The organism is Variovorax sp. OV084 (assembly GCF_900111625.1).
GTDB lineage: Bacteria > Pseudomonadota > Gammaproteobacteria > Burkholderiales > Burkholderiaceae_C > Variovorax.
In genome coordinates this window covers 95,833-109,156 of record NZ_FOII01000013.1, presented here as the reverse complement: position 1 = coordinate 109,156, position 13,324 = coordinate 95,833, and the positions used below count along the sequence as shown (strand labels likewise).

Annotated in this window: 13 protein-coding genes; 9 read left to right on the top strand and 4 right to left on the bottom strand. The window is 66.3% G+C overall.

The annotated features are described in order from the left end of the window. The 5 genes from BMW87_RS25685 (at nucleotide 1) to BMW87_RS25665 (ending at nucleotide 4,453) form a co-directional block, all read left to right on the top strand. Nucleotides 1-720 (top strand): ABC transporter ATP-binding protein, encoded by a 720-nt coding sequence (locus tag BMW87_RS25685; protein WP_093079669.1) that lies wholly within the window; start codon nucleotides 1-3, stop codon nucleotides 718-720. Continuing rightward, nucleotides 717-1,433, top strand: a complete 717-nt coding sequence (locus BMW87_RS25680; RefSeq protein ID WP_093079667.1) for an ABC transporter ATP-binding protein — start codon at nucleotides 717-719, stop codon at nucleotides 1,431-1,433. Before BMW87_RS25685 ends, BMW87_RS25680 begins: the two co-directional genes overlap by 4 nt. Further along, nucleotides 1,426-2,289 (top strand): branched-chain amino acid ABC transporter permease, encoded by an 864-nt coding sequence (locus BMW87_RS25675; RefSeq protein WP_093079664.1) that lies wholly within the window; start codon nucleotides 1,426-1,428, stop codon nucleotides 2,287-2,289. The genes BMW87_RS25680 and BMW87_RS25675 overlap by 8 nt, the downstream gene beginning before the upstream one ends. Nucleotides 2,290-2,303: 14 nt before the next feature. Then, the gene (locus tag BMW87_RS25670) at nucleotides 2,304-3,311 is read left to right on the top strand and encodes a branched-chain amino acid ABC transporter permease (protein ID WP_256216910.1); all 1,008 of its coding nucleotides are present in this window, start codon (nucleotides 2,304-2,306) and stop codon (nucleotides 3,309-3,311) included. A 134-nt stretch (nucleotides 3,312-3,445) separates the two neighbouring features. After that, nucleotides 3,446-4,453: a Bug family tripartite tricarboxylate transporter substrate binding protein gene (locus tag BMW87_RS25665; RefSeq protein WP_093079659.1), complete on the top strand. Its 1,008-nt coding sequence runs from the start codon at nucleotides 3,446-3,448 to the stop codon at nucleotides 4,451-4,453. Between the two features lie 22 nt (nucleotides 4,454-4,475). Here BMW87_RS25665 and BMW87_RS25660 read toward each other — a convergent pair whose 3' ends face one another. Then, nucleotides 4,476-5,933 (bottom strand): esterase-like activity of phytase family protein, encoded by a 1,458-nt coding sequence (locus tag BMW87_RS25660; RefSeq protein WP_093079657.1) that lies wholly within the window; start codon nucleotides 5,931-5,933, stop codon nucleotides 4,476-4,478. A gap of 79 nt (nucleotides 5,934-6,012) precedes the next feature. After that, entirely contained in the window at nucleotides 6,013-6,798 is a 786-nt protein-coding gene (locus tag BMW87_RS25655; protein WP_093079655.1) for an IclR family transcriptional regulator domain-containing protein, read from the bottom strand. Nucleotides 6,799-6,936: 138 nt separating this feature from the next. On the opposite strand from BMW87_RS25655, the gene BMW87_RS25650 reads away from it, so the two are divergent. The 4 genes from BMW87_RS25650 to BMW87_RS25635 all read left to right on the top strand — a co-directional run bounded on the left by BMW87_RS25650 (nucleotide 6,937) and on the right by BMW87_RS25635 (nucleotide 10,713). Next, nucleotides 6,937-7,638: a 3-oxoacid CoA-transferase subunit A gene (locus BMW87_RS25650; RefSeq protein WP_093057570.1), complete on the top strand. Its 702-nt coding sequence runs from the start codon at nucleotides 6,937-6,939 to the stop codon at nucleotides 7,636-7,638. Between the two features lie 60 nt (nucleotides 7,639-7,698). Beyond that, nucleotides 7,699-8,340, top strand: a complete 642-nt coding sequence (locus BMW87_RS25645; RefSeq protein ID WP_093057571.1) for a 3-oxoacid CoA-transferase subunit B — start codon at nucleotides 7,699-7,701, stop codon at nucleotides 8,338-8,340. A gap of 32 nt (nucleotides 8,341-8,372) precedes the next feature. Continuing rightward, a complete protein-coding gene (gene pcaF / locus BMW87_RS25640; RefSeq protein ID WP_093057572.1) occupies nucleotides 8,373-9,578 on the top strand; it encodes a 3-oxoadipyl-CoA thiolase in 1,206 nt (401 codons plus the stop codon). 130 nt (nucleotides 9,579-9,708) lie between these two features. Continuing rightward, nucleotides 9,709-10,713 (top strand): Bug family tripartite tricarboxylate transporter substrate binding protein, encoded by a 1,005-nt coding sequence (locus BMW87_RS25635; protein ID WP_093079652.1) that lies wholly within the window; start codon nucleotides 9,709-9,711, stop codon nucleotides 10,711-10,713. A gap of 81 nt (nucleotides 10,714-10,794) precedes the next feature. Here BMW87_RS25635 and BMW87_RS25630 read toward each other — a convergent pair whose 3' ends face one another. Both BMW87_RS25630 and BMW87_RS25625 read right to left on the bottom strand, forming a co-directional pair. Further along, a complete protein-coding gene (locus BMW87_RS25630; RefSeq protein ID WP_093079649.1) occupies nucleotides 10,795-12,651 on the bottom strand; it encodes an ATP-binding response regulator in 1,857 nt (618 codons plus the stop codon). Beyond that, nucleotides 12,648-13,256: a response regulator transcription factor gene (locus BMW87_RS25625; protein ID WP_093079647.1), complete on the bottom strand. Its 609-nt coding sequence runs from the start codon at nucleotides 13,254-13,256 to the stop codon at nucleotides 12,648-12,650. Before BMW87_RS25625 ends, BMW87_RS25630 begins: the two co-directional genes overlap by 4 nt. Between the last annotated feature and the right edge of the window lie 68 nt (nucleotides 13,257-13,324).

Sequence of the window (13,324 nt, the reverse complement as noted above, 5' to 3'; positions counted from 1 at the left end):
ATGACGCTGCTGGCACTGCATGCCGTGAGCAAGTCCTACGGGGCGCTCAAGGTCACGGACGACATCACGCTGTCGGTGACCGAGGGCGAGACGCTGGGCATCCTCGGGCCGAACGGCGCGGGGAAGACCACGCTGTTCAACCTGATCTCGGGCGACGTGCGCGTCGATGCGGGGCGCGTCGAGTACGCGGACCGCGACGTGACGCGGCTGCGACCGCACCAGCGCTGTCACGCGGGCATCGGGCGCAGCTACCAGGTGCCGCAGCCCTTCGGCAACATGAGCGTGTTCGAGAACCTCGTCACGGCCGCCTGCTTCGGCGGGCAGCAGACCGAGCGCGAGGCGTGGCAGACGGCGCACGAGGTGCTGGAGCAGACGGGGCTGATGCCGCACGCGAACAAGCCTGCGGGTGGGCTGACCCTGCTCGATCGCAAGCGGCTGGAGCTGGCGCGCGCGCTGGCGACGCGGCCGCAGTTGCTGCTGCTCGACGAGATCGCGGGCGGGCTGACGGAGCCAGAGGCCGCGGTGCTGGTCGGGGAGCTCAAGCGCATCAAGGCGCGGGGCGTGACGATGATCTGGATCGAGCACGTGGTGCATGCGCTGCTGTCGCTGGCGGACCGCTTGTTCGTCATCAACTTCGGGCAGAAGCTGGCGGAAGGCGAGCCGCGCGCGGTGATGAACGACCCGGAGGTGCGGCGCGTGTACATGGGGATGGAGGCATGAGCGCGCTGCTTTCCACCCACGCCCTCAAGGCTTTCTACGGCGACGCCCAGGCCTTGTTCGGCATCGACTTCTCGCTGGCCCGTGGTGAGCTCGTGGCCATCATCGGTGCCAACGGCGCGGGCAAGTCGACCTTTCTCAAGAGCCTTACGGGCCTGGTGCGCGCGCCTCGCGAAGCGATCAGCTTCAAGGGTGAGCCCATCGGCGGGGTGCCTCCCGGCGACATCGTGCGCCGCGGCCTTGCCATGGTTCCCGAAGGCCGACGCTTGTTTCCCAGCCTCAGCGTCGAAGAGAACCTGCTCATGGGCGCCACCGCCGCGCGCAAGGGGCCGTGGAACCTTCAGCGCCTGTACGCGCTGTTTCCCATACTCGCCGAAAAGCGGCACCAGCCGGGCACTTCGCTGTCGGGCGGCCAGCAGCAGATGGTCGCGCTCGGCCGCGCGCTCATGAGCAACCCCGAGCTGCTGCTGTGCGACGAGTTGTCGCTCGGCCTCGCGCCCATCGTCATCCGAGAGATCTATGCCGCCATGCCCACGATCACCGGCGAGGGCATGACCGTCGTCATTGTCGAGCAGGACGTGACCATGGCGCGCCAGGTCTCTCAGCGCATCTACTGCTTCCAGGAAGGTCGCTTGTCGCTCGAAGGAAATTCCGCCGACCTCACGCGCGAACAGATCTCGCAGGCCTACTTCGGCATCGAGGCCGCCCATGCTTGAAACCATCGTCCAGGGCGTGCTGCTCGGCGGCCTCTACACGCTGTTCGCGCTGGGCCAGTCGCTGATGTTCGGCGTGATGCGGCTCACCAACACGGCGCAGGGCGACTTCATCATCCTCGGCGCGTTCGCGGTCATCGCGGGCGTGTCGCTGACGGGCGATGCCATGCCCTGGCTCGTGGCGCTCGCGGTGCTGCCGGTGGCCTTTGGGTTCGGCTATGCGCTGCAGCGCTACGTGCTCAACGGCACGCTCGGCAAGGATCCGCTGCCTTCGCTGGTCGTCACTTTCGGCCTGTCGATCGTCATTCAGAACCTGCTGCTCGAACTGTTCTCGGCCGATCCGCGTGCCATCGAGACCGGCGGGCTCAACACGCAGGGCATTGCGCTGGGCGATGCGATGTCGCTCGGCGTACTGCCTCTGGTTGTGCTGGCCATCGCGGTCGTTGCGACGGGCGCTCTACAGTGGCTCTTTGCGCGCACGGCGCTGGGCCGGTCGTTTCGCGCGGTGTCCGACGACCGCGAGATCGCGGAGCTCATGGGGCTGAACGCGAAGAAGGTCTACGCGCTTGCCACTGCGATCGCTTTCGTGCTGATCGCCATCGCGGGTGCGCTGCAGGGCATGCGAACAACCGTCTCGCCTTCCGACGGGCCGCTGCTGCTGCTCTTTGCCTTCGAGGCCGTGATCATCGGCGGCATGGGCTCCTTCTGGGGCACGCTGGCCGGCGCGATGATTCTCGGCATCACGCAGCAGATCGGCTTCAGGCTCGATCCGGGCTGGGGCATATGGTTCGGGCACATCGTGTTCCTCGTCGTGCTGGTGCTGCGCCCGCAGGGGCTCTTTCCGAAAACGCGTGGATGAACCGAATGACGAGCATGCCCCCACCCCTCATCGCCGTCGAGCGTGCCACCGCCGCGAGCCGCGTCGCACTCTTCGTCGGCATCGCCCTCGTGCTGGTTGCCGCCAGCCTCCCGTGGTGGGGCGAGTCGAGCTGGATGCGCGAGTTCGTCGAGATCGCCTGCTACTTCATCTTCGCAATGATGTGGAACCTGCTTGCCGGCTACGGCGGCATGGTGAGCATCGGGCAGCAGGCCTTCTTCGGCTTCGGCGGCTACGTGATGCTGATGCTCGGCAACTTCGCGGGCGTCAATCCGTTCATTGCGATACCGCTGGGGGCGCTGGCTGCGGGGCTCATCGCCATACCCGTGTCATTCGTCGCGTTCCGCCTGTCGGGCGGCTACTTCGCGATCGGCACATGGGTCATCGCGGAGGTGTTCCGCCTGAGCTTCGCCAACGTGTCGGCGGTGGGCGGCGGCTCGGGCACCACGCTCACCGCGCTGCGCGGCATCGAGAAGGCCACGCGCGAAAGCACCACCTACTGGATGGCGCTGGCCTGCGTGGTCGCGGCCATTGCGCTGGTGTACCTGTTCCTGCGCAGCAAGCGCGGCCTGGCGTTGCTGGCGATACGCGACAACGAAGTGGCGGCCGAGTCGCAAGGCATTCCGGTGGCGCGCATGAAGCTCGCGGTGTACGTGGTCGCGGCCTTCGGCGCGGGGCTCGCGGGGGCGCTGTACTTCGTGGGCAATTTGCGCATAAGCCCCGATGCGGCCTTCAGCGTCAACTGGACGGCTTTCGCCATCTTCATGGTGGTCATCGGCGGCATCGGCCGCATCGAGGGGCCGCTGGTGGGCGCGCTCATCTTCTGGGCGCTCAACAAGTTCCTGAGCGACTACGGCACCTGGTACCTGCTGGGCCTGGGCATGCTGGCGATCCTCGTCACGCTGTTCTTCAAGCAGGGGCTGTGGGGCTATGCGCAGCAGCGCTGGGGCTGGTCGCTTTTTCCGACGCAGAGGCGGTTGCTGGGGGCTTCGTCGCGAAGGTGAAGTGCTGTCGCGTCCGACGCGATAAAGGCCCTGTGCAAACCTCCTTCTGACTTGCGCAGCAGAGCATGATCCTGTAACGTTTGAAACAAAGTGGTGACATTTCACCGCTTCTTTTCATCGCTCTGGAGCCTCCCTTGACGATCACTAAACGCCGCTTGCTCGAAGGCGGCGCTGCAGCCGTTGCCACTTCGTTGTTCGCACCGGGCTCCTGGGCCCAACAACGCCCGGCAGCCGGTGCCGACGCCTGGCCGACCAAGCCCGTCCACATCCTCGTGGGCTTTCCCGCCGGCGCATCGCCCGACCTCGCGACTCGCGCCATTGCCGAACCGCTGTCGAAGATCCTGCGCCAGCCGGTGGTCGTCGAGAACAAGCCCGGCGCCAGCGGCAACACCGTGGCCGACCTGGTGGCCAAGGCCACCGACGATCACACCATCGGCGCGCTGATCAACGGCAACCTCACCATCGCCAAGCTGCTCAATCCGGCGCTGCCTTTCGACCCCGAGAAAGACTTTGCGCCCGTCGGCCTCATCGGCACCGCGCCGCTGGTGTTGGCGGTCTCGGGCAGCGCCACGGGCAAGACCGCGGCCGACCAACTGCTGTGGGTGCGCAACTTGGGCAGCGGCGGCAAGTACGGCACGCCGGGCGTAGGCACCGTGGGCCACCTGGGCATGGAACTAATCAAGAGTCGCGCGGCCATCACCGCGCAGCACAAGCCCTACACGGGCAACCCGCAGGTCATTGCGGGCCTGCTCGCCAACGAGATCCAGCTGGCGCTGCTGCCGCCCGGCCTCGCGTTGCCGCACATCAAGTCGGGAAAGATCAAGGCCATTGGCGTGACCTCGCCCGAGCGCAGCCCGCTGGCCAGCGAGCTGCCCACGATTCGCGATGCGGACGTGCGCGGCGCCGACCTCGAAATCTGGACCGCGCTGGCCGCGCCCGCCGGCATGAAGCCCGCGGCCGTCGCCAAGCTCAATGCAGCGCTGGTCGAAGTGATCAGCTCTCCCGACGTGAGCGAGGCGCTGCTGAAGACCGGCTGGCAGGCACAGCCCGGCTCACCTGACACGCTGGCCAAGCGCATGCGCGCCGACACCACGCGCCTGGGCGGCGTGATCATCATGAAGGGCATCCACTCGGAGAGCTGACCGAGGGGAGCCCCGGCTCTCCTTACGTCTTCGACGCGACGCGTTTGAACAGAGCCTGATCGAAGCGGATCGTGATGACCTCCGTGTCGTCCGGCTTGCCGGGAACGCGACCGTCTTCCGTCGGGAAGTTGGTGTCGATCGCAACGGCCAGGGTGTTGTCGTCCACCACCTCGACACTCTCGACCGAATCGAAGGGCATGCTGAACTTGCCGGCCACCACGCTGGCCAGCGGACCGCCGATGTCCGTCGGGTCGGAGATGTTCAGCAGGTCGACCAGCAGCGTCTTCTTCAGCACACCGTTGGCATCCTTCACGTCGAGGTCGACCATGTACAGGCGCTTGACCACTGCCTTCGAGCCGTACAGGCTGTCGCGCTCGATCAGAACGAACTTGTTGCCGCCCACGTTGGTCATGTCGCCGATCACGATCTGGTTGTCCTTGGCGGGACCGTCTTTCTTGTAGACCGGGTTCTTGCCGGTGTAGAGCATTGAGGCGGGGTCGAACTCGAAGAAGTTCAGGTAGCGCTCGTCGTCTGCCACCGGCCGCAACGAGGCCAGCGAGGGCGCTGCTTCGGGCACCGCGTAGAGGCGGCTGCCGTCGCCGTTGAAGGCCAGGCTCTCGAAGCCCCGGCTCGAGAGCGAGGTTGCGGTGGCGCCGTCGTTCATCACCAGCGGGTTGGACGGGCTGCGCAGGAACGGATGCGGCACCGGGTCGCCCATCAGCGTGCCGTTCTTGTCGAAGTGCAGGATGTAGGGACCGAACTCCTCGCCGACGAACCAGGTGCCGTCCTTGGCGCGGGCGATCGACTCGACGTCGAGGTCGAAGCCTGTCAGCAGCCGGCCGCTGACGATGCGCGCATCCACCGGCTTGCCGCTGTCGACCAGGTTGTTGCCGGACACCGTCTGGTAGTTGGCGTAGTCGGCGGTGATCTTCAGGTCGACGCCCTTGCCGTCCTTCAGGAAGCCGTTGGCGTCGTTGAAATTGACGTGGCTGTTCACCTTGATGGTGCCGGGCACCGTCGTGCCGTTGGCCGCGGTGCGGAAGTCGATGTTGACGTTGTAGAAGCCGACCACGAAGTCGCCGGAGTTGCCCTTGCTGCCGTAGCCGTTGTCGGGCATGGCGGTCCAGGTGCCGTCATCGTTCTTCAGCAGTGCCGAGAAGCCCGGCAGCGGCTGTCCGTCGACGAAGGGTGGCGTCACGCCGAGCGCGGCGGTAATGAACTGGCCAGTGGTCGGGCCGGGCCAGCGAAACGTGTCGGCCAGGGAGGCCCAGCCGGTCAGCTTGTGAGGCAATCCTGCCGAGTCGTCTTGTGACGGCTGGGGAGCAGGTGCTGGCGCGGGAGGCGGAGCGGGCGTTGCCGCTACCGGGGGAAAGGCAACACCGCCGCCGTCACTGCCGCCGCACGCGGCGAGAACAGCAGAGGAAACGACTGCCAGCATCAGGTGACGCGGCAAGTTGGACGAGGCGAAGCGAACGGACATGAATGGACCCTCCCATGGTTTTTAGTGCGAAGCGCAATCTAAAAAGCCGGTGTGACGTGTCCATGAATACCCATTCGGGTCAGAGCATGCGCGAGATCCGCTCCGCCGCTTCGCGCAGCGCGGGCAACATCGTCTCCTGCATTGCCTTCGCGCTGGTGCGGTTCGCTTGTCCGCTGATGTTGAGTGCGGCCACCATGCGCCCCTGCCGGTCGACGATGGGTGCGGCTACCGAGATCAGGCCTTCTTCGAGTTCCTGGTTCACCAGGCACCACTGCTGCTTGCGTGCCTGCGCCACCTTGGCCATGAGCGCGTCGATGTCGGTCACCGTGTGCTTCGTCAGCGCCTCGATGCTCGATGCTTCAAGGCGCGCGCGCACTTCGTCGTCATCGAGGTCCGCCAGCAGCAGCCGGCCGAGCGACGTGCAATAGGCCGGCAGGCGAGAGCCTACACCCAGGTTGATGTGCATGATCTTCTTCGTCGGCACTCGCAGCACGTAGACGATGTCCGTCGCGTCGAGCACGGCGGCCGAGCACGACTCCTGCACTTGCTGCACCAGCGCTTCCATCACCGGCTCGGCGCGGTTCCAGATCGGCATGGACGAGAGGTACGCAAACCCAAGGTCGAGGATGCGCGGCGTGAGCGTGAAGAGCTTGCCGTCGGTCACCACATAGCCCAGCGTCTGCAGCGTGAGCAGGATGCGGCGTGCCCCCGCGCGCGTCAGCCCGCTGCCGGCGGCCACCTCGCTGAGCGTCTGGTGCGGCGCATTGGCGCTGAACGAGCGGATCACCTGCAGCCCCCGCGCAAAAGACTGCACGTAGCTGTCGCCGGGTGCGGGTGTATCGGGTTGTGTGGGGTGGGTTGCCATGGTGCGCGATCCTCTCTAAAATTCATTATACGAACAAATGTTCTTTAGACGAACAAATCGGCGGTTCGCAGAATCGGTCGGCGTGTTCAGGCGGTTCGCTTCCTCGCTTTCTTTTCTTCACTCCCGGAGACAGGCTTCATGATCAACAAGATCGCGCGCTCGGTCGCCGATGCCCTGGCAGGCATCCCAGACGGCGCCACGGTTCTCATCGGCGGCTTCGGCACCGCCGGCATTCCCAACGAACTCATCGAGGGCCTCGTCGAACAGGGCGCCAAGGACCTCACCGTCGTCAACAACAACGCAGGCAACGGCGAGACCGGCCTCGCGGCGCTGCTCAAGGCCGGCCGCGTTCGCAAGATCATCTGCAGCTTCCCGCGCCAAGCCGACAGCCAGGTGTTCGACGGGCTCTATCGCAGTGGCAAGCTCGAGCTCGAGCTCGTGCCCCAGGGCAACCTCGCCGAGCGCATCCGTGCCGCGGGCGCAGGCATCGGCGCCTTCTTCTGCCCGACCGGCTACGGCACGCAGCTCGCCGGCAACCGCGAGACCCGCGAGATCGACGGCAAGCAGTACGTGCTCGAGTACCCCATCCACGGCGACGTGGCGCTCATCAAGGCCGAGCGCGGCGACCGCTGGGGCAACCTGGTCTACCGCAAGGCCGCGCGCAACTTCGGCCCGGTGATGGCCATGGCATCGAAGAAGACCATCGCCACCGTGCACGACATCGCAGAACTCGGCACCCTCGACCCCGAAACCATCGTCACCCCGGGCATCTTCGTGCACCAGGTGGTGCGCATCGAACGCGTCGCCACGCAGGCCGGCGGCTTCAAGAAGGCAGCTTGAGCTGCCGGGCCGCCCCAAAGCGAAAACCGTAGCGCGAAAGCGCGGAGGAATCTAATTCTCATGACTTACCAACGTCGCACCAAGGACCAATTGGCCGCCCGCGTGGCGCAGGACATCTTCGACGGCGCCGTCGTCAACCTCGGCATCGGCCAGCCCACGCTGGTGGCCAACCACCTGCCCAAGGGCCGCGAGGTCATCCTGCAGAGCGAAAACGGCATCCTCGGCATGGGCCCCGCGCCCGAGGCCGGCGAAGAAGACTACGACCTCATCAACGCCGGCAAGCAGCCCGTCACGCTGCTGCCGGGCGGCTCGTTCTTCCACCACTCCGACAGCTTCGCAATGATGCGCGGCGGCCACCTCGACATCTGCGTGCTCGGCGCGTTCCAGGTGTCTGCCACCGGCGACCTCGCCAACTGGCACACCGGCGAGAAAGACGCCATTCCCGCAGTCGGCGGCGCGATGGACCTCGCCATCGGCGCCAAGCAGACGTGGGTCATGATGGATCTGCTGACCAAGCAGGGCGTGAGCAAGCTGGTGAAGGAATGCACCTATCCACTGACCGGCATCGCCTGCGTCAAGCGCGTGTACTCCGACCTCGCCACGCTTGAATGCACGCCGCAGGGCCTGAAGCTGGTCGACCTCGTCGACGGCCTCAGCCGCGAAGAACTCGAAAAGCTCGTCGGACTCCCGATCGCAGCCTGATCTTTTTTCAAGCAATCAAAGAGAGACAGCTCATGACCAACCAAGCCTTCATCTGCGACGCCGTTCGCACTCCCTTCGGCCGCTACGGCGGTTCGCTCAGCAGCGTGCGCACCGACGACCTGGGCGCCGTGCCGCTCAAGGCGCTGATGGAACGCAACAAGAACGTTGATTGGCAGGCCGTGAGCGACGTGCTCTATGGCTGCGCCAACCAGGCTGGCGAAGACAACCGCAACGTCGCGCGCATGTCGGCGCTGCTGGCGGGCTTGCCGCTCGAAATCGGCGGCGGCACCATCAACCGGCTGTGCGGCTCGGGCCTTGACGCCGTGGGTACCGCAGCGCGCGCCATCCGCGCAGGCGAAGCCGGTTTGATGATCGCCGGCGGCGTGGAAAGCATGAGCCGCGCCCCCTTCGTCATGCCCAAGGCCGAGAGCGCCTTCAGCCGCAACAACGCCGTGTACGACACCACCATCGGCTGGCGCTTCGTCAACAAGCTCATGAAGGCACAGTACGGCGTCGACTCCATGCCCGAGACGGCCGAGAACGTGGCCACCGACTACAAGATCGAGCGAGAAGCGCAAGACCTGATGGCGCTGAACTCGCAGCTGCGTGCCGTGGCTTCGCAGAAGTCGGGCTTCTTCGACGCCGAGATCGTGCCCGTGAGCGTGCCGCAGAAGAAGGGCGACGCGATCATCGTCAACAAGGACGAGCATCCGCGTGAGACCAGCCTCGAATCGCTCGCCAAGCTCAAGGGCGTTGTACGCCCCGACGGCACGGTGACCGCAGGCAACGCCAGTGGCGTGAACGACGGTGCCTGCGCGCTGCTGCTGGCTGATGAAGCCAGTGCCGCCAAGCACGGCCTCACCCCCCGCGCCCGCGTGGTCGGCATGGCCACCGCCGGCGTCGCGCCGCGCGTGATGGGCATCGGCCCCGCGCCCGCCACGCAGAAGGTGCTGGCGCTCACCGGCCTCACCATCGACCAGATCGACGTCATCGAACTGAACGAAGCCTTTGCCGCGCAAGGCCTTGCCGTGCTGCGCCTGCTGGGCCTGAAGGACGACGACGCCCGCGTCAACATCAACGGCGGCGCCATTGCGCTGGGCCATCCGCTGGGCGCCAGCGGTGCGCGCCTGGCCACCACCGCAGTCAACCAGCTGCACAAGGGCGGCGGCCGCTACGCGCTGTGCACGATGTGCATCGGCGTGGGGCAGGGCATTGCGGTGATTCTCGAACGCGTCTGACCGCTGAACGAACACGCGACGACAAAAAGATAACCAGAGAAGCAAGAAGACAAGGCCATCGGAAGCCGCAGGCATAGCGGCCCGATGGCATTTTTTTAACCCAAGAGGACAGAGAGAAAAGGATCAGAGGATGAAGAACCACACGTCGAAGACAACGCGCCGCAGCGCCGGCCTGGCCGCGCTTGCGCTGGCAACCGCAGCCCTGCTGCCTGCAACGGCACCGGCGCAGCAGGCCTTTCCCAGCAAGCCCGTGCGCATCATCACGCCGTTTCCCGTGGGCGGCGGCCCCGACGGCGTGGCGCGCCTGGTGGCCGACAAGCTCTCGCGCGCCTGGGGCCAGCCGGTGGTGGTCGAGAACCGCCCGGGTGGCAACGGCTTCATCGCCATCGACGCCTTCAAGCGCGGCGCCAAGGACGGCCACGACATCATCGTGCTCGACAACGTGCACCTGGCCGCGTACCCCGCGCTGTTCAAGAAGCTGCCCTACGACTCGGCCAAGGACTTCGACGCGCTGCTGCCGCTGTTCAAGACCTACTTCTTCTTCACCGTTGCCACCAACAGCAAGTACAAGACCGTGGGCGACCTGATCGCCGACGCCAAGGCCAACCCCGGCAAGCTCGACTACGGTTCGTGGTCGGTCGGCAACCCGGTGCACCTGGGCTCCGAGCTCTTCGAGTCAGCCACAGGCACGCAGATGGAACACGTGATCTACAAGGAGACCACGCAGCTGTACACGTCTGTGGCAACCGGTGAGCTGGCATTTGCTTTGGGCAGCAGCGCCACCGCCGGCCCGCTGCAGCGCGCGAACAAGCTGCGCTTCCTGGCGGCTGCCGCGCCGCAACGCGTGGCCGCCTTCCCCGACGTGCCGACGGTGTCCGAGTCAGGTGGTCCGAAGGGCTTCGAGGTCATCGGCTGGAATGCGATCGCGGTGCCCAAGGGCCTGCCTGCATCGGTCACCGAGAAGATCAAGCGCGACATCGAGAAGGGCCTGGCCGAGCCCGACGTGCTGGAGAAGTTCAAGAGCTTCGGCTATGAGGCGTTCCCGACCACGCGGCCGCAGTTCGACGAGTTCGTGGCGAGCGAGACGAAGCGGTTCACCGACGTGATCCGCAAGGCGAACGTTTCGCTGGATTGATCGGGTTGCGCAGGCAGCCTGCGCCGATCTGACCGCCATGCGGCCCTCGCGAAAGCGCCGGGGCCGCTTTTGTTTGCGGCATCACTCGGCAACGCCTTGCCGACCGAGTGCCTGAATGTGACCCAGAAACGCCCGGAGCTGGGAGGGCCGCACCGGCTTCACGATGACCGGCAGCCCCGCCGCGCGCGCCGCATCCAGATAGTCACCTCCCACATCGCCGGTGACGATCAACGCGGGCAGTTCGGCCTCGTTCAGTGCTGACCGCAGATCCTCGATGGCCTGGATGCCGCTCACTTGCGGCCCCAGTCGCAAGTCCACCACCAGCGCGTGGGGCCTGAAGCCGGCGTGGAGCACGTCCAGTGCGCCCCCGACATCGCTTGCGGACCGGACGTCCATTCCCCATGAAGCGAGCAGCCCGTCAAGCGCCTGCAACGAGCTCGGGTCATCGTCGACCACCAGTATTCGCACCGCCAATGGGGTGGCCGATGACGATGCGGCGGGTCGCTCGACATCCTCCCTCTGTTCGCTCATGGTGGCATCGGCCAAGGGGAGATGAAGTTCGAACACGCTGCCTTGCCCCTGTACCGAGCGGGCAGTCACCCGAAGGTCCAGCAGTTCGCTCAGCCGCTTGACGGTGGCCAGCCCCAGGCCGTAGCCCAGCCGCCGGTCGCGCGCCGGATTGTCGACCTGGTAGAACTCCTCGAAAACGTGCGGCAGATGCTCGGAAGAAATGCCGATGCCCGTGTCCTCGATGGTCAGCTTCAACCGGTCGCCGTCGATTTTTTGGCTGCTGATGCGCACCTTTCCCTCGCGCGTGTAGCGGATGGCATTCGCCAGCAGGTTGGTGACCACCCTGGCCAGCAAGGCCCGGTCGCTGCGCACGGCCACATGGCCGGCGGAGATTTCGAAGCACAGCCCCTTCGCGATGGCCACCGCCTGGTGCGGCCGGCAGCAGTCGCCCAGCAGTTCGTCGATGGCAAAGGTCGACCACTGCGGGCTGAGCGATCCGGCGTCGGCGCGCGTGATGTCGAGCAGGTCGTCCACCACGTCGGTCATGCCGTCGGCGCAGGCCACCAACTGCTCCGACATCTCCTTCACGCGGTGCTCGGTGCTGACGGTGTGCACGGTCTGCGCCAGCAATGCCATCGCATTGAGCGGTTGCCGAAGATCGTGGTTGGCCGAGGCGAAGAAGCGCATGCGCGCGGCCACGGCCTCTTCGGCTGTTCGCCGGGCCGAGCTGCTGCGCTCGTTTTCGGCACTCAGAGCAATCACCAGTTCGGCATTGCGCCGGCGCTGCGCCTGGATCTCGTGAAGCGCTGAGGACAGCTCCCTGGCGCTGAGCAACGTGTAGACGCCGATGAGCGACACGATCGAGGCCATGGCCACGTGATAGCTGCCGCCGAACCAGATGTCGCGCAATACCAGCGGCCCAAGAATGAGCACCACATAGACGGTGGCCGCTCGGCCCATCGTGGAGAGCCGGATCGCTCCGCCCAGCGAGACCGTGACCATGGTGATGTGAAGAATGGCCTCGGCCTGCGCCGGCCCGTCGCTTTGCAGCAGCACGCACAGCACACCGAACGAGAAGGCCATGAGCTGGTTGGTGGCCATGATGGGCAGCACCATCGCCGGCAGGTTCGCGCGAAGCCCCGGCCGCAACGCCCAAGCCAGCCAGATGCCCATGCGCGCGGCGACGATGACGCAGTAGACGGCGAACCATGCCTTCACGCGCTGGCCGTCCACGCCGTCCTTGTATTCGAGGTAGCACAGAAACCCCGCGGCGGCGGCCAGGATCCACGCCCAGGGCGTGGAGCGGATCATCTGCTCCAGTTGCTGGAACTGAAGATCCGAGAAGGACAGGCGCGAGGCGATGAAGCCGCGTGCGCGCGGCGTTTGCGCGGGAGAAAAAGAGTCGGAAGTGGAGGGCTGCGGCCTCATCGCAAATTCAGCATCAGCCCCGCGCGCCGCGCCTGCACCAGCAGGTGGGTGCGGTTGCGCGCGTCCATGGTGTCGAGCAGGGCCGTGATGTGGAGCTTGACCGTGCGTTCCGCGATGTTCAGCTCGGCGGCGATCTGCTTGTTCTGCCGGCCTTGGGCGACCAGCAGCAGCACTTCGAGCTGCCGCGGCGTCAGGTTGGAAGCAGGCAGGCCGGCGCGCGGCTGCAGCACATCAAAAGCCTCGCCGCCCGCCGCCACTTCGTCCAGCGCGGCGGCGATGCGCGCCACCGACTGCGACTTTCCGATGAAGCCGGCCGCGCCTGCGGCACGTGCGCGCGCGGCGAGTGCCGGTTCTTCGTCGCCCGAGATCATCAGGCGGGACACGAGGGGGTGCCGGGCGCCGAACAGGCGCAGCCCTTCGAGGCCGTCCTCGCCGCCCAGGCGGTAGTCGATCAGCACGATGTCCGGCGGGCACTGCGAGGCGCGTTCCACGCCCTGCCCCAGCGACAGGGCGGTCTCCACCTCGAAGTCGGGCCGCGCGTGCGTCAGCGCATGCGCAAAGCCGACACCGAACAGCGGGTGATCGTCGACAAGCAGGAGTTTCATGGTGCCGTGATCCTCGGCGCGAGCCCGGCAGGCCACGCCATCTCCTCGTAGGGTGCCATTGTCCACAC